Origin of the sequence: Burkholderia sp. CCA53, assembly GCF_001685525.1 — a bacterium.
Lineage (GTDB): Bacteria > Pseudomonadota > Gammaproteobacteria > Burkholderiales > Burkholderiaceae > Burkholderia > Burkholderia multivorans.
The window spans coordinates 670187-689512 of the sequence record NZ_BDDJ01000001.1 but is presented as its reverse complement, the minus strand read 5'-3'; the positions used below and the strand labels follow the sequence as shown (position 1 = coordinate 689512).

Sequence of the window (19326 nt, the reverse complement as noted above, 5' to 3'; positions counted from 1 at the left end):
GGAGGGGAGGCGCCACGCGCGCGGAACGAGCGGACAAGAAAAAAGGGCCTTCCCGAAGGAAGGCCCTGATGAGGTGGCGCGGCTGGCAGGATTCGAACCCACGACCCCTTGGTTCGTAGCCAAGTACTCTATCCAACTGAGCTACAGCCGCACGCAAAGCGGTACTACTTCAACTGTCGGAGCCTTCTGCGATGGGAAGGCCCCCGAAAATGGCGCGGCTGGCAGGATTCGAACCCACGACCCCTTGGTTCGTAGCCAAGTACTCTATCCAACTGAGCTACAGCCGCACGCAAAACGCTACTACATCGAACTGAAAGGGCCTTCGGTTTGGAAGGCCCTCGAAAAAGGTGGCGCGGCTGGCAGGATTCGAACCCACGACCCCTTGGTTCGTAGCCAAGTACTCTATCCAACTGAGCTACAGCCGCACGCAGAAGAGGGATTATAGCAGGGTTATATAAAAAGGGAAGCCTTATTCGCAAATTGAGGGGCGCGACCGCGCTACGACGCCCTTCGTGTACCCTTGACGCATCTGTCAACCGCAATTCGAATCTGCATCATGAACAAGGCGTTTGTCAAAGAGTCCGACGGCGACGACGACGATCTCGACCAGGCCCAGACCGCCATTCCGGCGGGCGCGAAGAACTACATCACGCCCGCCGGCCACAAGCGGCTGAAGGACGAGCTGCTGAACCTGATCGACGTCGAGCGGCCGGAAGTCGTGCGGCTCGTGTCGTGGGCCGCATCGAACGGCGATCGCTCGGAGAACGGCGACTACATCTACGGCAAGCGGCGGCTGCGCGAGATCGACCGCCGTATCCGTTTCCTCACCAAGCGGCTCGATCTCGCCGAAGTCGTCGACGCCAGCCGGCAGGAAAACGTCGATCAGGTGTTCTTTGGCGCGACCGTCGATTACGCCACGCCGGACGGCGAAGAACACACGATCACGATCGTCGGCATCGACGAGGTCGATCTGGATCGCGGCTGCGTGAGCTGGATCTCGCCGGTCGCACGCGCATTGATCAAGGCGCGGATCGGCGACACCGTCACGCTGATGACGCCGGCCGGCCCGCAGCCGATCGACGTGCTCGACGTCCGCTATCCGGCGCGCGGCGACGCGTAGGCGTGTAGACGCATAGAGGCGACCGCACACCGCCGCAACGACAAAGCGCCCCAATCGGGGCGCTTCGTCATTCGAATGCCGGCCGGCGAGCCGCGCGGCCGTCGCTCAAAAGCGGTGACGCATGCCGGCCGTCACCGCGATCTGCTTGTTGGTCGACGACGCGACGCCGAGGCCGTTGATGTTCGCGCCGACCGCGAGTCCGTCCCCGTTCACGCGCTGGTATTCGCCCTGCAGATACAGATCGGTGCGCTTCGACAGCGCGTAGTCGGCCTGCAGGTTGAACTGGTGCCAGCTCGGCTTCTGTCCTTCCATGCGGCCGTCGGTGTACGTATAGGAGCCTGCGAGCGAGAACGCCGGCGTCAATGCATAGCGCGCGTTCAGTTCGTAGTTGTTGAAGCGCGTGTCGCCCGTCAGCGGGATGCCGCCCGACACGCCCGATTGCCCGGCGCTGATGCCGGCCGAGTCGGTGAGGCGCGTCTGCGTGAACACGAAGCCCGCGGTTGCCGGGCCGAACGCGTAGTTGAGGCCGGCGCCCCAGGTGCGCTGCCGGCTCGCCGCGAACGTCCAGTCGCCGGCCACCGCGCCGGGATCGCTAGCCGCGAGCGCGAGCGAGTTGATGTTGTTGTTCAGCTGCATGTAGGCGGCGGCGACGCTGAAGCCCATGAAGCTGTACGACGCGCCGACGCTGTACGCGCGGTTGTTCGAGAAATCTGTCGAATTCGAGAAGCCGTAGAGCGCGCCGAACTTCAGTCCGCCGAAGTCCGCGCTTTGATACTTGACCGCGTTGCTGATCCGGAACGAGTTGTTCAGGTTGTCGTTGTCGAACGGGTGCGCGAACTGCGTGCCGCCGTACTGCGTGCCCGTCAGCGACAGCGGGCCGAGGAAGTCGACGACGCTGTCGTACTGGCGACCGAGCGTCAGCGAGCCGAACCCGCTATGCGCGAGGCCGACGAATGCCTGGCGGCCGAATTCGCGGCCGTTCTGCTTCAGCGTGCCGTTGTTGATCCCGAAGCCGTTCTCCAGCGTGAAGATCGCCTTCAATCCGCCGCCGAGGTCCTCGGTGCCGCGCAGCCCCCAGCGGCTGCCGTTGATCGAGCCGCTCGTTTCCTGCCATGCGCTGTGGCCGCCCTGGTTGTTCGTATACGTGATGCCGGCGTCGATCAGCCCGTAGAGCGTGACGCTGCTTTGCGCGTGCGCGGCCGCGCACGCGCCGGACAGGGCGGCGAAGATCAGGGTCTTTTTCATGGAATGCTGTCTCCAGACACGATGATGTCGATCGGACCTGTTGCCGGGCGCGACGGAGTCGGGCGGCATCGTCGGAAATCCACTTGAAGTGTAAGGAGCGTGCCGCAAGCGGACGAAAACCGCTTCCGGCAATACTGTATTTTGGATTTGGAAATGATCTGGGTGGATTGAAAACCATATTGAGATCAAAGGGTTACAGTCCGCGAGGGCGCGCGGCGAAGCGCGGCGCGCGTCCGCCGTGCGTTGCGCGACGGCGACACGCGCCCTCTAGCCGCCCGCGGCCGCTATAGCGCGATTATTGACACATCGGCAATAGAGGTTTGTGCGGGCTATGGCTAATGTAAGGATGTTATCTCGCTATACTGCGGTTTCTGCTTTCCGAAGCAGACTTTTTCGTTGACGGAAAAGATCTCCAAACCTTTGTCGGCGCGACTTCCCAGTCGCGCTTTTTTTTGCCCGTTTGGTCCGTCGGTTGCCCTTACTGCCCGTATGAGCGCCGTTTGCGCTTGCCCGCGGGGGGCGTGTCGTCGGTGTCCGCCTGCGGCGGCGTGTACGTCCAGTCTTCCATCACGTAGTGGCGCGCATCCAGCGGGGACGCCAGAAGGTTCTGCCAGTGATCGCCGTGCCACGTCGGGTCGAACTCGGTGTCGCACGGCGCAGTACGGGACGTTTCAGCCAGCGCGCGGGACTTGCGGCGCACGCGCGCGAGCCGACTCGCGAAGCGCTTGATTCCGTCCAGCCACATGACCCTCTCCTCAAACTGCGTTGTCTCAGGATCGCAACATCCGGCGCGTCGTGCAACCGTAAAAACCCCGACGATTTACCGACGGGATACGTCCCCGGTAGGATTTTCACTATCCGATTAATAATGGATCCGATCCCGGTAATATTGACAGGGTTTCTGATGCGAATCAATTAATCATCAGTGATGCGGTACCGATTCCGTCTGTATTCGTTTTTCGCGTAAAGCGAACGTTAAAAATTTTCTTGACGCGCCCGGATTGTCCCATTTATAAAGTGAGCACTCCGTCCTCGGGCGTAGTGCCCGGTACCGGTGCCGGCGCCCGATCGCGGGATTTCGGGAATCAGCTATAACGTAGCGATTTTTTTATCAAATTGAGTGGGGAACGAAGGTATGGATACCGGTATCGTGAAATGGTTTAACGATGCTAAAGGTTTCGGATTTATTACGTCCGACAATGGCGGCGAAGATTTGTTTGCGCACTTTTCCGAAATCCGGATGGACGGTTTCAAGACGCTGAAGGAAAACCAGCGCGTTTCGTTCGACGTGAAGGTCGGGCCGAAGGGCAAGCAGGCTGCGAACATCCAGGCGCTCTGACGCGCCGCGCATGGCCGATCAAGCAGGCCCCCGCAATGGCGGGGGCTTTTTGCATCTGGGCGGCGAATCGCGCCGCGCGTGGTGCATACTCACGGCAGCACCGCTTTTCCGTCCTTTCATGTCCGATTCCTGCCCGTCCGATCCCTCCAGCGAACAGCCGCTCGTCTTCGTCGACCTTGAAACCACCGGCGGCACGCCCGCCGAGCACCGGATTACCGAAATCGGCGTCGTCGAAATCGGGCCGCTCGGCGTGTCGACCTGGACGACGCTCGTCAATCCCGGGCAGCCGATTCCGCCGTTCATCCAGCAACTGACCGGCATCTCGGATGCGATGGTGCGCGACGCGCCGTCGTTCGCCGAGCTCGCGCCGGCGCTGTTCGAGCGCCTCGACGGCAAGCTGTTCGTGGCACACAACGCGAGCTTCGACCGCGGCTTCCTGCGCGCAGAGTTCGAACGGGCCGGCTTCGCGTTCAATCCGGACGTGCTCTGCACGGTACGCCTGTCGCGCGCGCTGTTTCCGCGCGAATCGCGGCATGGCCTCGACGCGCTGATCGCACGGCACGGCCTCGTGCCGGCCGCGCGGCACCGCGCGCTCGCGGACGCCGATCTGCTATGGCAATTCTGGCGGCACCTGCACGATGTCGTGCCGCGCGAGCGGCTGCGCGACCAGATCGCGCGGACGACGCGCCGGTTCCGGCTCGCGGGCGAGGTGACCGAAGCGCTGCTCGACACGGCGCCGGTGGGCTGCGGCGCGTATGCATTGTTCGGCGAGGAAGACCAGCCGCTCTACGTCGGCCGCAGCGTGCGCGTGCGGCAGCGGCTGCGCGCGCTGCTGACCGGCGAGCGGCGTTCGTCGAAAGAGATGCGGATCGCCCAGCAGGTGCGGCGCGTCGAATGGCGGGAAACCGGCAACGAGCTCGGCGCGATGCTCGTCGAAGCGCAGTGGATCGCGCGGTTGCGGCCGTCGTACAACCGCCGCCCGGTTGCCGAGGCGGTGCGTGCGGGCAGCGCGCCCTGGCCGTTCGACGGCGCCGTCGCGTTCGAGGCGCACGGCGAGCGGCGGCTCTTTCATGTGATCGACGGCTGGTGCTACCTCGGCGGTGCCGAATCGCTCGATGCGGCCGCGCGTCTCGCTGCCGACGCCGCGGGCAGCGCGTTCGAACCGTTCACGCACCGTCTGCTGCAGACCCACCTCGCGCGCGGTCTGCAATTGATTCCGCTCGCTGCGGCGACGTCGGCCGCCTGAGCGGCGGGCGCGAGGCCCGCCTCGGCACGCGCCGGTATCAGCCGATCGCGCTCGCGCCGCCGCCCGCGCACACGTGCGACAGCGCCGTATCGAGCGCGGGTGTCCGGCTCGCATCGTAGCGCGTGAGCGCCTTCCAGTTCGCGATGCTGCGCGCGAGACGCGCCTGGCAGTCGGGCGCATCGCGCAGCGGCGCGACCTGCGCGAGACCGGCCAGCATTTTCTGCGTCAGCCGGTCGAGCGCCGGACGCGTGCTGGTCGCGAGATCGGGCGGCGTGCCTTCGGGCGGCCGCGTCGCGCGCCATGTCGCGAACAGCGCGTTCTGCACTTCCTTGCTCGCGGCGATCTGGTCCTCGAAGAACGTGCGCGCGAACGACGGATCGAGGCCCGCCTGCGCCGCGCGCTGTTCGACGGCCGCGAGCAGCGCGGCCTCGCGCGGACGATCCTCGATCGGCTGACGATTCGCCCATTTCCAGCGCGCGACCGGCTCGGCGAGCGCGAGACGCTGCGACGCGAGCGCGACGAGGTTGGTGAGCGCGGTATCGTCACCGTCCGCGCGAACGGGCGACGACGAGAAGAGGGCGAGACCGAGCGCGGCGGCAACGGCGCTGACACGAAAGGCTTGCTTCATCGGAATGATCGGAGGGGCGGGGTAGGCCCGAGGTGGAAAACCAGAAGGATAGACGAACGCGGCCGCGCGGCGTGGCGACGCAGCGGAAGAATCAGCGGGCGAGCCGATCCGGCACCGTCAGGCCGTTGCAGCCCGGGTGCGAAGAAAACTGCGCAACAGACGCAGCGATGAACCGCACGATGATGACGATCGACACGTGTCGGTTACAGAGCGGAACGGTCGTTCACTTCGGCGAGTACAGCTTGTGCTGCTCGTCGAAGAACGCCCGCACATGCTCGGGCAATTCGGCGAGGAATTCCACGCCGACGGGTTCCGGATCCGGGCTCATCACTTGCTCGGGCGGCGGCATGCGGGTCGGTCTTTCGTCCATGGTCATTTCTCCAACGGGTTCAACGATTATCAACCTCGTGCTCGGATTTGTGCCAGAGACGAATCGTTAGATTTTGTCTCTGTTGTATTAACGGCACATGCGCTGCAGCACGCGCTCTGATGCCCGCTATTGCCGTCTGCAGAATCGGCAACAGTCGGGCCGCTTGTTATACTTGCGCGCACTTTTTCCTGGACCGCGATGAAACGAACGACGCGATGGATCGGCCTGGTTTGGCTGGCGCTGGTACTGAACGTACTGTCGCCCGTCATCGGCTATGCGCGCGTCGCGTCGAGCGGCTCCGGCCCGCTGACGCTCGAATTGTGCAGTGCGGCGGGCGCACGCCATGTCGCGCTCGCGCAGGCGGACGACGATCGCGCCGCGTCGTCGTTCGATCACGCCGGCGTGCCGCACTGCGTGTACTGTCCCGGCTTTGCGGCGAACCTCGCGCTCGGCGCGAGCGTGCCGCGGCTGCCCGGCTTCGTGCGGGCCTTCGCGTACCGCGCCGTCGCGCCCGTCGCCGCGGACGTCAGACGCACGGGCCTGCGTCTCGCGCAACCGCGCGCTCCCCCTGAAAACACCGCGATCTGATTGACGTCGTCCGTGCGCCGCTGCGGCGCACGGTCCGCCGCCCGCGGCCGATGCCGCGCGCCGTGCGCTTGCTGCACGGCGCGCCGGCGTCCGCATCTGCACGGCGGTATCCGGTTACGTTTTCAGGACACCCTCCATGTTGCTCATCCTTGCCGCGCGACCGACGCGCGGCCGGCTCGCGCTGGCGTGCGCGGCCGCTTTTGCCTTGCCCGGCGCATATGCGGCATCGTCCGACAGCGCGCCGACCGATCCGATCCGCGATCCGGCGAATCGCTCCGCGCGGGCCGCCGTGCCCGCGGCTTCCGCGGCTTCGGCTGCTTCCGCCGCTGCCGCCGATCCGGCCGGCGACACGCTGAGTGCCGTCAGCGTGACGGCCCAGCGCCAGCCGCTCGATCCCGATACGCCGGCCGTCGTCGAATCGATGACGCGCGAGCGCATCGACACGCATACCAACGTCACCACCGAGGATGCGCTGAAGTACGCACCGAACCTGATGGTGCGCAAGCGCTATATCGGCGACCGCAACAGCGTGTTCGCGGGCCGCGACTTCAACGAGCTGCAGAGCGCGCGCGGCCTCGTGTACGCGGACGGCCTGCTGTTGTCGAACCTGCTCGGTTCGAGCTATGCGTATCCGCCGCGCTGGTCGCTGATCGCGCCCGACGACATCGCGCGCGTCGACGTGCTGTACGGCCCGTTTTCGGCGCTGTATCCGGGCAATGCGATCGGCTCGACGGTGCTGCTCACCACGCGGCGGCCGGACAAGCTCGAGGCGTCGCTGTCGACGCAATTCTTCACGCAGCGCTATCGCGACGGCTACGGATTCGCCGACAGCTTCGGCGGCAATCATCAGACTGCGCGAATCGCGAACCGCATCGGCCGCTTCTGGTTCTCGCTGTCGCTCGACCGGCTCGAGAACGACGGTCAGCCGATGCAGTACGCGAGCCCGAACGCGAGCTACAACGCGAAACTCGGCCGCGCGGTGCCCGTCACGGGCGCCGCAACGGACATCGGGCCGAACGGCAAGGCGCGCACGATCGTCGGCGCGCAATCGCTCGAGCGCACCGAGCAGATCAACGAAACCGTGCGGATGGGCTATGCGTTCACCGACCGCGTCGACGCGACGCTGACGCTCGGGCACTGGGAGAACCACTACCGCCAGCACGGCGACACGTTTCTGCGCGACGCGGCCGGCCAGCCGGTCTACGGCGGCAACGTGTCGGTCGGCGGGCAGAGCATGACGATTGCGCCCGGCGCATTCGCGCCGCAGCGCGGCGACCAGGAGAACTGGCTGTACGCGTTTGGGCTCAACGGCCGGCTCGCCTCGGGCTGGCGGCTGTCGGGCATCGTGTCGGCGTACGACGTGTCGCGCGACGTGCTGCGCGCCGCGTCTACCGCGCAGGGCGGGGCGGGCACGCTGTTCCAGGGCGACGGCACCGGCTGGCGCACGCTCGACCTGAAGGCCGAAGCGCCCGAGGTGCACGGCCATGCGTTCACGTTCGGCTATCACTACGACAACTATTTCCTGCGCAACGTGACGTACAACACGGCCGACTGGCTGAACGGTCCGGTCACGTCGCTCGCCAGCGTCTATCGCGGCGATACGCGCACGCGGGCGCTCTACGCGCAGGACGCATGGCGCTTCGCGCCGGGCTGGCTCGCGACGCTCGGGCTGCGCTACGAGCGCTGGGACGCCTACGGCGGCGCGCTCGGCAACGCGAGCGGCACGTTCGGCTATGCGGATCGCAGCGCCAACGCGCTGTCGCCGAAAGTTGCGCTGCAATGGGATGCGACCGACGTGTGGCGCTTCCGGCTGTCGTTCGCGACCGGCACACGTTTTCCGACGGTCGGCGAGCTGTTCCAGGGGACGATCTCGAATAACGCGATCGTCAACAACAATCCGAGCCTGCGCCCCGAAAAGGCGATCGACTGGGACTTCACCGCCGAGCGCGACGTCGGCGTCGGCGTCGTGCGCGCGAGCGTGTTCCAGAGCGATCTGCGCGATTCGATCTACAGCCAGACGACGGTCGCCGGCGCCTCGACGGTCACCAACATCTCGAACGTCGACCGCGTGCGCGTGCGCGGCGTCGAACTCGCGTTCAGCGGCGAAAACGTCGGGCTCAAGGGACTCGCGATCGACGCGAACGTATCGGCGAGCAACGCGCAGATTCTCGCCGATGCCGCCAACCCCGCGTACGTCGGCTCGCGCTTTCCGCGCATTCCGCGGATGCGCGCGAATCTGCTCGCGTCGTATCGCTTCGACGAGCACTGGCTCGCGAGCGTCGGCGTGCGCTATTCGGGGCGGCAGTTCAACACGCTCGACAACAGCGACGTGAATCCCGACGTTTATGGCGGCACGAGCGCGTTTACGGTCGTCGACGTGAAGGCGCGCTATCGCTTCGATCGTCACTGGACCGCATCGGTCGGCATCGACAACCTGACGGACCGCCGCTACTACGTGTTCCACCCGTATCCGGGTCGCACTTTCTATGGAGAACTGAAATGGTCGCTGTGAAATCGATCGTCGCCGGCTGCGCGCTGTGGCTCGCGGCGCTGTCGTCGGCCGGCGCGCACGATGCGCCGGCGGCCGCCGATCCGCATGCCGCGCACATGAGCATGTCGGGCGCGCCCGCGCAACAGAAGGCACCGCTCGCGACCGGCGCCGCGTTCGACGCGCAGCATCGGCTGTGGGTCGCGTGGGTCGAAGGCGCGCATGTCGTCGTCGCGCACTCCGACGACGCGGGCCGCACCTTGTCCGCGCCGGTCGTCGTCAATGCGATGCCGGAGCCGATCTACACGAGTGCGGAGAATCGCCCGAAGGTCGCGACGAGCCCGGACGGGCGCGCGGTCTACGTGTCGTGGTCGATGCCGCTCGATGCGCCGTACACCGGCATGGTCCGCTTCTCGCGTTCGCTCGACGGCGGCGCGACCTGGAGCGTGCCGACGACCGTGCATCGCGATCGGCAGGCGATCACGCACCGCTTCGACATGATGGCCGTCGATCGGGCCGGCAATATCGCGATCGCGTGGATCGACAAGCGCGACCTCGTCGCCGCCAAGGCCGCGGGGCGCAGCTACGATGGCGCGGCCGTTTACTACGCGGTGTCGCGCGACGGCGGCGCATCGTTCGAGCCCGAGCGCAAGGTGACCGATCACACGTGCGAGTGCTGCCGGATCGCAATGACGGTCGATCCGGCCGGCCGCATCCAGGCGGCCTGGCGCAACGTGTTTCCGGGGCAGATCCGCGACCATGCGCTCGCGGTGCTGCCGGTATCGGCGTCGGAGCCCGTCGTGCCGCTGCGCGCGACGTTCTCGAACTGGCATGTCGAAGCGTGTCCGGAGCACGGGCCCGCGCTCGCGATCACGCCGGACGGCACGCGCCATCTCGCCTGGTTCGGCGTCGTCGGCGGCCGCGCCGACGTGTTCTATTCGCGCATCGGCGCGGACGGCCAGCCGCGCGGCACGCCGTGGGCCTTCGGTGCGAATCCGGCGGCTCCGGTCGAGCAGGCGTCGCATCCGGCACTCGTATCGCACGGCGATGTCGTGTGGCTCGCCTGGAAGGCGTTCGACGGCGATGCGATGCAGATCAAGCTGCGCCGGTCCGACGATCGCGGCGAACACTGGTCGGCGCCGCGCGTGATTGCCTCGACGTCGGGTGCGAGCGACAACCCGCAACTGCTCGACGATGCGGGCCGCATCTATCTGTCGTGGCGCACGCGCAACGACGGTTACCGGCTGATCGCGGTGGAGGACGGGCAATGAAGCGGCTGATCGCATCGATGATGCTCGTGCTGGCGAGCGTGTCTGCATGGGCGGCGGCCACGCTGCAGCCGCTGCGCGCGACCGAGGTCGCGACGCTGTACGCCGGCGCGCACGAACGTCCGCTCGCGGTCGAAATCTGGTCGCTCGATTGCGGCTACTGCCGCGAGAACGCCGCGCATCTCGTCGCGTGGCAGCGTCGTCATCCGGACGTGCGTGTCGCGATGATCGCGATGGATGCGTACGACGACAATCGCGCGGCGCTCGAACAGGCGCTCGCGCAGATGAACCTGCCGCCGCAGATCGCGCAGTATGCGAATGCGGAGCCGATGCCTGAGCGTCTGCGCGCGGCGCTCGATGCGGGATGGCGAGGCGAGATGCCGCGCACCGTGTGGATCGCGCGCGACGGCGCGCGCGAGGCGCGCAGCGGGTTGCTCAGCGACGACGTGCTCGACGGCTGGCTGCAGCGCGCGAAGCGGCGCTGAAACGGAACGCGGCGCGCGGCGAAGGGGCCGCGCGCCGCGCTCGATACGGGGCGCGCCCGCGGGCGCGCGGAGACGATCGTCAGGCTCGTCGGAACAGGCGGATGATGAACAGCAGGATCACCGCACCGATCACCGCGATGATCACCGAACCGATGAAGCCGCTGCCGACGCTGATGCCGAGCACACCGGCCAGCCAGCCGCCGATCACCGCGCCGACGATCCCGACGATGATGTCGACGATCAGCCCGAAGCCGCCGCCCTTGACGAGTACGCCCGCGAGCCAGCCGGCGATGGCGCCGATGATGAGCCACATAATCAAGCCATGAGTCATATTGATCCTCTCCTTGTGTTGAGTCGAAATGACCGGACATCGGCGGAGTGCCGCAAGCGCTGGGCGAGTGCGGCTGACGATCCGTCGTGCCGCCTTCGCAATGTAACGCGATAGACGGGTCGGAATCGTTAAGTAATGTTATGCACGCTTAACGGGATTTTCCAGTTGATTTGTCTGATGAGCGCGCGCGAATGCGCAGTATGTTCGCCGTAATGAAAATGTAATGACGATCGCGGCGACTGCGTGCTCGTGCGCGTCCCGCCTGAACGAAAGCTACGGTTTCCTGATGAACGCACTCGGCATACGGACCGTGCCGACGAGCGCTTGCGCGAGCGTCGCTCTGCCGCATCTGCGAGCGCTCGGCACTCTTGAAGCCGTGCGCGCTGCCCTTATCTTCACGGCGTGGTGGTTCGGCGCGAATGCGCCGGACCGTAGTCGACTGCTTCGTGTGTGCAGGCAGCATGCGCGGACGAACGCAGTGCGTCTCGCGCTCGCCGTGCATCGTTCGCCTGCCTTCCGAAATACAGGAGGTGGAAAATGGACTTCAGGAATCTGATTCCGTGGAACCGCGATCGCAACGTGCCGGCCGTGCGTCAGCGCGAGGACGATCATCCGGTGCTGGCGCTGCATCGCGAAATGAATCGGCTCTTCGACGACTTCTTCCGCAGCTTCGATATGCCCGCACGTTTCGGCTCGTCGCTGGCGGCTTCGTCGTTCGGCTGGCCGAACATCGAGCTCAACGAGAGCGACAACGAAATCACCGTCGTCGCGGAGCTGCCCGGCCTCGAGCAGAAGGACATCGACGTGTCGCTCGATCACGACGTGCTGACGATCCGCGGCGAGAAGAAGGGCGCGTCGACCGGCGCCGTCTACAGCGAGCGCTGGCAGGGCGCGTTCCAGCGTTCGGTGCAGTTGAGCCCCGACGCCGATCCGGAGAAGGTGACGGCCAGCTTCCGCAACGGCGTGCTTACCGTGACGATCGCGAAGCGGCCCGACGCGCAGAGCCGCGTGCGCCGCATCCCGGTGACCGGGTAATTCGTGCAAGCGGCCGGCAGCGATGCCGGCCGTTTTTTCTGCTGCCGTCGTGCGCGAGACGAGGTGCGCGTCGCGCGAATGCGAACCGGCCGCGCCGCTTGAATTTTTCGTCGCGTGCGCTATGTTATCTGTCGCTCGGCAGTTGCGGTTCACGCACTGCGTGTTTCGATTTGTGTGTCGGCGGCCATGCACGCGGCAGACGAACTGGAGCGCGTGGTCCGGTTCGGCTTGCGCGCAGGCCCCTCTGAAATCAGGAGCCGGTGATGAGCGATTTTTTCTTCGACGTGAATCTGCGTGGCGATCTGCGGCGCCTGCAACGGCAGATCGCGCATTTCTTCGCGGGTCTCCCCGCGCGGCTGCGCGCAACGCGCATCGGCCGCTTCTTCGATGCGCGCCAGGCCGCAGCGTCTGACGATACCGCGCCGCAACGGCGCGACGATCCGGTGCATCGCACGTAACGGGATGCGCCGTACACGGAGAAACGAGCCATGATCGATCCCGTCAGACACGAACACTGGAAGGGCTTCGAGATCGACACGCGCGAGATGCCGGTCAGGCATTGCGCGACGCCGTCGGCGACGCGCGATACGTACGTCGCGCTCGTGCGCATCGTACGTGCGGGGACCGTGCTGGCCGACTGGCATCTGCCGCGCTATGCGCAGCAGTGGGCGAGCGCTGACGAGGCGCACCGCGAAGCCGTGGAATATGCGATCAAGGCGATCGCGTCGGGACGCGTCGGCACCGCGGCCTGACGATTGCTCGCCGGCGCACACGCGACCATAGGAGGCAACATGCAGACGGAAACGTTCAGCGAATACCGAAGTTGCGCGATCCGTACCGTCGTCACGACGGAAGAGGACGGCCGCTACACGGCGGCCGCGATCGTCGCCGACCGCGACGGCGAGACGCGCACGCTCGGCGTCGAAGGCAACTTCGCGGAGTCGGACGAAGCGCGCGATCGCGCAATGGAACTGGCGATCGCGTGGATCCAGCAGCGCAGCATCGTGTCGGAGCGCTGCGTGCGACACGCATAGCGTGTTGCGCCGCGTATCGCGGCTCGGAAAGCAAAAAGCCCAGTCGCGAGGACTGGGCTTTTTGCCTGAATCAGTGGTGCCGGAGATAGGAGTCGAACCTACGACCTTCGCATTACGAATGCGCTGCTCTACCAACTGAGCTACACCGGCAGCAGAGAAATGAAATTATAGGGTGAAATCCGAGACCTTGGCAATAGGTTTCGCGAAATTTTTTTAGCGCCTGGCGCCTGCTTCGCGAAACCGTCGATCCGGCGGACTTCCCGCTTTCACTTCACCGCGATGCGGCCTGTCAGGGCCACATCGCGAGGCGCGATTTTACTTGCGTCGCGCGCGTCCGTCCAGTGTTGCGGTGCAAATTATTGGCTTTCGTGGTGATAGGCGGTCACACGCTCGACTTCGTTCTTCGAGCCGAGGAACACCGGCACGCGCTGGTGCAGGCCGGTCGGCTGGACTTCCATGATCCGCTGCGTGCCGGTGGTGGCCGCGCCGCCCGCCTGCTCGACGATGAATGCCATCGGGTTCGCCTCGTACATCAGGCGCAGCTTGCCCGGGCGGTCCGGCGTGCGCTTGTCGGCCGGATACATGAAGATGCCGCCGCGGTTGAGGATCCGGTGTACGTCGGCGACCATCGATGCGATCCAGCGCATGTTGAAGTTATCGCCGCGCGGGCCGTCCTTGCCGGCGTTCAGTTCGTCGACGTAGCGCTTGACCGGGTCGTACCAGTGACGCGCGTTCGAGGCGTTGATCGCGTATTCGCGCGTATCGGCCGGGATCTGCATGTTGCTCTGCGTGAGCACCCACGAGCCGACTTCGCGGTCGAGCGTGAAGCAGTTCACGCCGTTGCCGGTGGTCAGCACGAACACCGTCTGCGGGCCGTAAACCGCATAACCTGCCGCCACCTGCTGCGTGCCGGGCTGCAGGAACGATTCTTCGGTCGCCTGCTTGCCGTCCGGGCAGCGCAGTACCGAGAAGATCGTGCCGATCGACACGTTGACGTCGATGTTCGACGAGCCGTCGAGCGGATCGAACACCAGCAGGTATTCGCCGCGCGGATAGTTCGCCGGGATCGGGAAGAACGTTTCCATTTCCTCCGAGGCCATCGCGGCGAGGTTGCCGCCCCATTCGTTCGCGTCGAGCAGGATCTCGTTCGACAGGATGTCGAGCTTCTTCTGCACTTCGCCCTGGACGTTTTCGCTGCCGGCGGTGCCGAGCGCATCGCCCAGTGCGCCCTTCGACACGTTGTAGCTGATCGCCTTGCACGCGCGGGCGACGACTTCGATCAGCAGGCGCAGGTCGGCGGGGAGGTTGTTGGTCTCGCGCTGCTGTTCGATCAGGAACTTGGACAGCGTGGTGCGGCGGGCAATGGACATGACAGACTCCGAAAGGCCAAAGAATCCTTGAGTTGCCGCAATTTTACCTGCCGGGCCTCGGCGGCCGACGGGTTTTTTCGTCCCGTTACAACGCGCGGCGCGCGAATCGGCCCGGTTCGCGTGGCTATGGTGCGGTAGCGCACGCGCGCGGCGGGCACGCTCCGCGCCTCATGGAAAAAGGCCGGCACTGCAGGGCGCAGTACCGGCCTCGATGCGCGAGCGCGCCTGCCGCGATGCGTGGCGCGTCAGGCGAGCGCCTTCTCGACGATCTCGCGCACGTCGCGCGATTTCGCGCCTGCGGCGACCTTTTCGAGCGCCTCGCGCATCTTGTCGCGCAGCGCGGGCGTGTAGCGGCGCCACAGCTCGAGCGAACGCGCGAGCCGCGCGGCGACCTGCGGATTGATCGCGTCGAGCGCGAGCACCTGCTCGGCCCAGAACGCATAGCCCGAGCCGTCCGCCGCATGGAACTGCGCGGGGTTTGCCGCACAGAAGCTGAAGATCAGCGAGCGCGCGCGGTTCGGATTCTTCAGATTGAACGCCGGATGCGCCATCAGCTTGCGAACCTTTGCGAGCGTCGGCTGCGCGGGCGTGCCGCGTTGCGCGGCCTGCATCGCGAACCACTTGTCGATCACGAGCGCTTCCTTCTCGAAGCGGCGATAGAAGTCGTCGAGCGCGCGCTCGGCCGGCTCGTTCGCGCCGGCCGCCGCCGCGGACAGCAGTGCGCCGAGCGCGGCCGCGCGATCGGTCATGTTGTTCGCCGCCTCGTATTGCGCAGTCGCGAGCCGTACCGCGTCGGCCGGATCCTCGAGTTCCGCGAGATACGCGAGCGCGAGGTTTTTCAGCGCGCGGCGGCCCGACGCTTCGGGCGTCGGCTCGTACGTGCCGGGGGTCTGGTGCTGTTCGTACGCGGTGAGCCATTCGGCGCGCAGCGCGGTCGCGAGCTGGCGACGCACGAACTGGCGAGCGCGATGCACGGCGGCCGGATCGGCTTCGGCCATCTGGTCGGCGAGGTAGGTTTCCGACGGCAGCGTCAGCGCGAGTTCGCGGAACGCCGGCGACAGGTTCGCGTCGGTCAGCACGCGGCGGAACGCGGCGACGAAGTTCTCGCCGAGCGTCAGCGGCTCGTTCGCGGCCGCGCGCGCAGCGAGCGTCAGCAGCGCGCGCGTCGCGAGCCGCTGGCCGGCTTCCCAGCGATTGAACGCGTCGCTGTCGTGCGCGAGCAGGAACGCGAGATCGTCGTCGCTGTAGTCGTACTCGACGATCACCGGTGCCGAGAAATTGCGCAGCAGCGACGGCAGCGGCGCTTCCGGCACGTCGACGAACGTGAACGTCTGCTCGGTCTCGGTGAACTCGAGCACGCGGGTCGTGCCCGCTGCAGCGGCCTCGCCGTCGAGGCGCAGCGGCAGGTCGCGGCCGTCGCGGCCGATCAGCCCGATCGCGAACGGAATCAGCAGCGGACCTTGCTGCGTGTCGCGCGCGGCCGGCGACGCATCGCCGTAGCCCTGCGCGAGCGTGACGGTGTAGCGGCGCGCGGCGGCGTCATACGCGGTGCGCACGCTGACGCGCGGCGTGCCGGCCTGGCTGTACCAGCGCTCGAACTGCGCGAGATCGCGCCCGTTCGCATCGGCCATCGCGTGACGGAAATCGTCGCACGTGACGGCCTGGCCGTCGTGGCGCTTGAAGTAGAGGTCCATCCCCTTGCGGAAGCCGTCGCGACCGAACAGCGTCTGATACATCCGCACGACTTCCGCGCCTTTCTCGTAGACGGTCATCGTGTAGAAGTTGTTGATCTCGACGTAGCTTTCCGGGCGCACCGGATGCGCCATCGGGCCGGCGTCCTCGGCGAACTGCAGCTGGCGCAGCACGCGCACGTCCTCGATGCGCTTGACCGCACGCGCGGCCGATTCGAGATCGTCGCCGGCGGCCATGTCGGCCGAGAACTCCTGGTCGCGGAACACCGTCAGGCCTTCCTTTAGGCTCAGCTGGAACCAGTCGCGGCACGTCACGCGGTTGCCGGTCCAGTTGTGGAAATACTCGTGGCCGACCACCGATTCGATGTTCGCGAAATCGACGTCGGTCGCCGTCTCGGGGTTCGCGAGCACGTACTTCGTGTTGAAGATGTTGAGCCCCTTGTTCTCCATCGCGCCCATGTTGAAGTCGCCGACCGCGACGATCATGAAGCGGTCGAGATCGAGCTCGAGGCCGAAGCGCCGTTCGTCCCAGCGGATCGAATGGATCAGCGAATCCATCGCGTGACGCGTCTTGTCGAGATCGGCCGGCTCGACCCACACCTGCAGCAGCTTTTCCTTGCCGGAGCCGGTCGTGATCCGCTCCTCGATCGCGACGAGCTTGCCCGCGACCAGCGCGAACAGATAGCTCGGCTTGCGGAACGGGTCTTCCCATTTCGCGAAGTGGCGGCCGTCGGGCAGGTCGCCCGAATCGACGAGGTTGCCGTTCGACAGCAGCACCGGATACGCGGCCTTGTCGGCGCGCAGCACGACCGTATACGACGCCATCACGTCGGGACGATCGAGGAAGTATGTGATGCGGCGGAAGCCTTCGGCCTCGCATTGCGTGAAGAAGTTGCCGCTCGATACGTACAGGCCCGACAGCGTCGTGTTCTGGTCGGGCGCGCACGCGCTTTCGAGCGTCAGGTCGAACGTGTCGGGCACGTTCTCGACGGTCAGCCCGTGCTCGTGCGCGCGCACGGCGCCGTGCGGTGCGCCGTTCAGCTGGGCGCCGAGGAATTCGAGCGCCTCGCCCATCAGCTCCAGATGCGGTGCGGGCGCGGCATCGGGATTGCGACGCACGCGCATCGTATTCCTGACGATCGTACGGGCCGGCTCGAGATCGAATTCGAGCGCGACGGAATCGATGAGGAAGGCCGGCGGCGTGTAGTCGGCGCGGCGAATCACGGTGGAAGAGGCGTTGTCGGACATGGTCGTCGAGGTCGTGGAAAGGGGATCGGGCCCGCGGCGCGGACCTGGCGAACCGGCTCATTGTACAAAGGCTTGCGGCTGCGCGCCGCGCGAACTTTTTACCGGTTCGGACGGTCCGCGTATTATCGACATCCCGTCCGGTTCGCGCGGTGCGACGAACGGGAAACGGATCGACGAGGACGAACATGAAACGCGAATGGATTCATCGTGCCGCCGGCTGCATCGCGGCATTCGGCGCGGCGCTGCTGACAGGCTGCACCAGCTATGTGACGACGCAGGTCACGGCCTTTTCCGACTGGAGCGGCAGCGACGCGACGCGTACCTATGCGTTCACGCGCACCGATGCGCAGAAGAACAGCATCGAGCAGTCGACGTACGAGCCGATCGTCGCGAACGAGCTGTCCGTGTATGCGTTCCGGCAGGTGCCGCTTGCGCAGGCACGCTATCTCGTCGGCCTGTCGTACAACGTCGGCAGCGATCTCGTGACGGTGCCGCAGCCGGTCTATTACGATCCGTGGTTCATCGGGCCGGGGCCGTACTGGCGCGGCGGCCCGTGGGGCCCCTGGGGGCCCTGGGGGCCGATGCCGGCCGGCTACGTCGCGCAGACGTATCGCGTGTTCGACTACACGCTCGGCATCCGCATCACCGAGCGCGCGACCGGCAAGGAGGTTTACAACGTGACCGCGCGCACGACCGGCGACAACGGCGCGATGCTCAACGCGATGCCGTTTCTCGCGCGCAGCGCGCTCGCCGATTTCCCGCTTGCGAACGGCGCGGTGCGCACGGTCCGCTTGCCGGTCGACAAGCGTGGCGGGCCCGCGATGCCGGCTTCCAACGAGCGTCCGGTTGCACCGGCGCCGGCGTCGGGCGCCGCGGCCGCGCCGAAATAATCGGCGGAATCCGGCGCGCAGGCGGACTGTCGCGGCCTGTTCGCCGCGACGTCCGCGCGTGCGATCAGAGGCCGACGCCCAACAGCGCCAGCACGCCGAGCACGACGAACAGCACGGCCGCGATGCCGTGCACGAGCTTGGTCGGCAGGCGATGCGCGAAGCGGTCGCCGAGCAGGATCGCCGGCACGTTCGCGAGCATCATGCCGAACGTCGTACCGGCGACGACCCCAATGTAATCCTGAAAGCGTGCGGCGAGCGCGACGGTCGCGAGCTGCGTCTTGTCGCCCATCTCCGCGAGGAAGAACGCGACGAACGTCGCGCCGAACACGCCGAGCCTCGAGCGGTTCGCATTGGCTTCGTCCGCGTCGAGCTTGTCCGGCACCAGGATCCACAAGCCCATTCCGACGAACGACACCGCGAGCGCCCACCGCATGATCGACGGCGTGACGAGCGCGCCGAGCCATTCGCCGAGCGCACCCGCGCAACCGTGGTTGACGAGCGTCGCGACGAGCACGCCGAGAATGATCGGCAGCGGCTTGCGATAGCGCGCAGCGAGGACGAGCGAGAGCAGTTGGGTCTTGTCGCCGATTTCAGCGAGAGCGACGGCGCCGGTGGAGATCAGGAAGGCTTGAGTCACGTACGGGGTTCCACGGGCCTTGTTATGCGTGCGAGCGACGATCCACCGCGCGCCGGGCCCTGATGCGGCGCGCCATGAACCATCGGTCTCGCCAGGCCTCGGTGGCTGCGTCCGCCATGGCCGAACGGCCAAGTCTGTTGACGGACGCCTCCGTCACGATCGACGCAGCGGTGCGACGGATCGAGCGGAGCGGCTACTCCCCAATGAGCGGCGCATTCTAGCATGGCGCGCGCAACGTGCAAATGTGCGTTGCGCGCGCATCGAACGGCGCTCGGCTGCCGGCCCGCACGCGCTGCGTGCGGGCACGGGGACG

20 protein-coding genes, 4 tRNA genes and 1 riboswitch are annotated in these 19326 nt (G+C 66.4%); of the genes, 11 read left to right on the top strand and 13 right to left on the bottom strand.

The annotated features are described in order from the left end of the window. Nucleotides 1-74: 74 nt before the first annotated feature. The 3 genes from BCR55_RS03190 to BCR55_RS03180 all read right to left on the bottom strand — a co-directional run bounded on the left by BCR55_RS03190 (nt 75) and on the right by BCR55_RS03180 (nt 425). Nucleotides 75-151: transfer RNA gene (locus BCR55_RS03190), tRNA-Arg, on the bottom strand. 59 nt (nt 152-210) lie between these two features. Further along, nucleotides 211-287 (bottom strand) — tRNA-Arg (locus tag BCR55_RS03185). Nucleotides 288-348: 61 nt separating this feature from the next. After that, nucleotides 349-425 (bottom strand) — tRNA-Arg (locus BCR55_RS03180). A gap of 131 nt (nt 426-556) precedes the next feature. Between BCR55_RS03180 and greB the strand changes: the two genes are divergently transcribed. After that, nucleotides 557-1120 carry a transcription elongation factor GreB gene (gene greB / locus BCR55_RS03175; RefSeq protein ID WP_006400781.1) on the top strand — a complete coding sequence of 188 codons (564 nt, stop codon included), beginning with the start codon at nt 557-559 and terminating at the stop codon, nt 1118-1120. Between the two features lie 105 nt (nt 1121-1225). On the opposite strand, the gene BCR55_RS03170 is transcribed toward greB, so the two are convergent. Together BCR55_RS03170 and BCR55_RS03165 are read right to left on the bottom strand one after the other, a co-directional pair. Next, complete coding sequence (locus BCR55_RS03170; RefSeq protein ID WP_065494161.1) at nt 1226-2365, bottom strand: porin; 1140 nt, start codon at nt 2363-2365, stop codon at nt 1226-1228. Nucleotides 2366-2843: 478 nt separating this feature from the next. Continuing rightward, nucleotides 2844-3110 (bottom strand): hypothetical protein, encoded by a 267-nt coding sequence (locus BCR55_RS03165; RefSeq protein WP_006400779.1) that lies wholly within the window; start codon nt 3108-3110, stop codon nt 2844-2846. A gap of 390 nt (nt 3111-3500) precedes the next feature. Here BCR55_RS03165 and BCR55_RS03160 point away from each other — a divergent pair, with 390 nt between their 5' ends. Together BCR55_RS03160 and BCR55_RS03155 are read left to right on the top strand one after the other, a co-directional pair. Further along, nucleotides 3501-3704 (top strand): cold-shock protein, encoded by a 204-nt coding sequence (locus BCR55_RS03160; RefSeq protein WP_006400778.1) that lies wholly within the window; start codon nt 3501-3503, stop codon nt 3702-3704. A 118-nt stretch (nt 3705-3822) separates the two neighbouring features. Further along, complete coding sequence (locus tag BCR55_RS03155) at nt 3823-4950, top strand: exonuclease domain-containing protein (RefSeq protein WP_006406261.1); 1128 nt, start codon at nt 3823-3825, stop codon at nt 4948-4950. Between the two features lie 37 nt (nt 4951-4987). On the opposite strand, the gene BCR55_RS03150 is transcribed toward BCR55_RS03155, so the two are convergent. Both BCR55_RS03150 and BCR55_RS32960 read right to left on the bottom strand, forming a co-directional pair. Next, nucleotides 4988-5578 carry a chorismate mutase gene (locus BCR55_RS03150; RefSeq protein ID WP_006400776.1) on the bottom strand — a complete coding sequence of 197 codons (591 nt, stop codon included), beginning with the start codon at nt 5576-5578 and terminating at the stop codon, nt 4988-4990. A gap of 223 nt (nt 5579-5801) precedes the next feature. Continuing rightward, on the bottom strand, nt 5802-5948 hold the full coding sequence (locus tag BCR55_RS32960; protein WP_009690993.1) for a hypothetical protein: 147 nt from the start codon (nt 5946-5948) through the stop codon (nt 5802-5804). Nucleotides 5949-6146: 198 nt separating this feature from the next. Here BCR55_RS32960 and BCR55_RS03145 point away from each other — a divergent pair, with 198 nt between their 5' ends. From BCR55_RS03145 to BCR55_RS03130, 4 genes are all read left to right on the top strand, one after another. Next, entirely contained in the window at nt 6147-6536 is a 390-nt protein-coding gene (locus BCR55_RS03145) for a DUF2946 domain-containing protein (protein WP_065494160.1), read from the top strand. Between the two features lie 136 nt (nt 6537-6672). Beyond that, nucleotides 6673-9048 (top strand): TonB-dependent receptor, encoded by a 2376-nt coding sequence (locus BCR55_RS03140; RefSeq protein WP_006411149.1) that lies wholly within the window; start codon nt 6673-6675, stop codon nt 9046-9048. Beyond that, complete coding sequence (locus tag BCR55_RS03135; protein WP_035947665.1) at nt 9036-10295, top strand: sialidase family protein; 1260 nt, start codon at nt 9036-9038, stop codon at nt 10293-10295. The genes BCR55_RS03140 and BCR55_RS03135 overlap by 13 nt, the downstream gene beginning before the upstream one ends. Then, on the top strand, nt 10292-10777 hold the full coding sequence (locus BCR55_RS03130) for a TlpA disulfide reductase family protein (protein ID WP_006400771.1): 486 nt from the start codon (nt 10292-10294) through the stop codon (nt 10775-10777). The genes BCR55_RS03135 and BCR55_RS03130 overlap by 4 nt, the downstream gene beginning before the upstream one ends. Nucleotides 10778-10856: 79 nt before the next feature. Here the strand turns inward: BCR55_RS03130 and BCR55_RS03125 are convergent, their stop codons facing one another. Continuing rightward, on the bottom strand, nt 10857-11108 hold the full coding sequence (locus BCR55_RS03125) for a GlsB/YeaQ/YmgE family stress response membrane protein (RefSeq protein ID WP_006400770.1): 252 nt from the start codon (nt 11106-11108) through the stop codon (nt 10857-10859). A gap of 537 nt (nt 11109-11645) precedes the next feature. On the opposite strand from BCR55_RS03125, the gene BCR55_RS03120 reads away from it, so the two are divergent. After that, the gene (locus BCR55_RS03120) at nt 11646-12143 is read left to right on the top strand and encodes an Hsp20/alpha crystallin family protein (protein WP_006406255.1); all 498 of its coding nucleotides are present in this window, start codon (nt 11646-11648) and stop codon (nt 12141-12143) included. Between the two features lie 149 nt (nt 12144-12292). Here BCR55_RS03120 and BCR55_RS32955 read toward each other — a convergent pair whose 3' ends face one another. Continuing rightward, nucleotides 12293-12592 (bottom strand): hypothetical protein, encoded by a 300-nt coding sequence (locus BCR55_RS32955; protein ID WP_172820302.1) that lies wholly within the window; start codon nt 12590-12592, stop codon nt 12293-12295. 39 nt (nt 12593-12631) lie between these two features. On the opposite strand from BCR55_RS32955, the gene BCR55_RS03110 reads away from it, so the two are divergent. Together BCR55_RS03110 and BCR55_RS03105 are read left to right on the top strand one after the other, a co-directional pair. Continuing rightward, nucleotides 12632-12895, top strand: coding sequence for a hypothetical protein (locus tag BCR55_RS03110; RefSeq protein ID WP_006400765.1), 264 nt, complete (start codon nt 12632-12634; stop codon nt 12893-12895). Nucleotides 12896-12934: 39 nt separating this feature from the next. Then, on the top strand, nt 12935-13177 hold the full coding sequence (locus BCR55_RS03105) for a hypothetical protein (RefSeq protein WP_006400764.1): 243 nt from the start codon (nt 12935-12937) through the stop codon (nt 13175-13177). Between the two features lie 74 nt (nt 13178-13251). On the opposite strand, the gene BCR55_RS03100 is transcribed toward BCR55_RS03105, so the two are convergent. From BCR55_RS03100 to pepN, 3 genes are all read right to left on the bottom strand, one after another. Continuing rightward, a tRNA-Thr gene (locus BCR55_RS03100) sits at nt 13252-13327 on the bottom strand. Between the two features lie 206 nt (nt 13328-13533). Further along, nucleotides 13534-14547 (bottom strand): class 1 fructose-bisphosphatase, encoded by a 1014-nt coding sequence (locus BCR55_RS03095; RefSeq protein WP_006400763.1) that lies wholly within the window; start codon nt 14545-14547, stop codon nt 13534-13536. Nucleotides 14548-14792: 245 nt separating this feature from the next. After that, complete coding sequence (gene pepN, locus BCR55_RS03090) at nt 14793-17486, bottom strand: aminopeptidase N (RefSeq protein WP_065494159.1); 2694 nt, start codon at nt 17484-17486, stop codon at nt 14793-14795. A gap of 185 nt (nt 17487-17671) precedes the next feature. On the opposite strand from pepN, the gene BCR55_RS03085 reads away from it, so the two are divergent. After that, the gene (locus tag BCR55_RS03085) at nt 17672-18376 is read left to right on the top strand and encodes a DUF4136 domain-containing protein (protein WP_065494158.1); all 705 of its coding nucleotides are present in this window, start codon (nt 17672-17674) and stop codon (nt 18374-18376) included. A 64-nt stretch (nt 18377-18440) separates the two neighbouring features. Here the strand turns inward: BCR55_RS03085 and BCR55_RS03080 are convergent, their stop codons facing one another. Further along, entirely contained in the window at nt 18441-19013 is a 573-nt protein-coding gene (locus BCR55_RS03080) for a TMEM165/GDT1 family protein (protein WP_006400759.1), read from the bottom strand. A 40-nt stretch (nt 19014-19053) separates the two neighbouring features. Beyond that, a riboswitch (yybP-ykoY riboswitch) is annotated at nt 19054-19238 on the bottom strand. Nucleotides 19239-19326 lie beyond the last annotated feature (88 nt).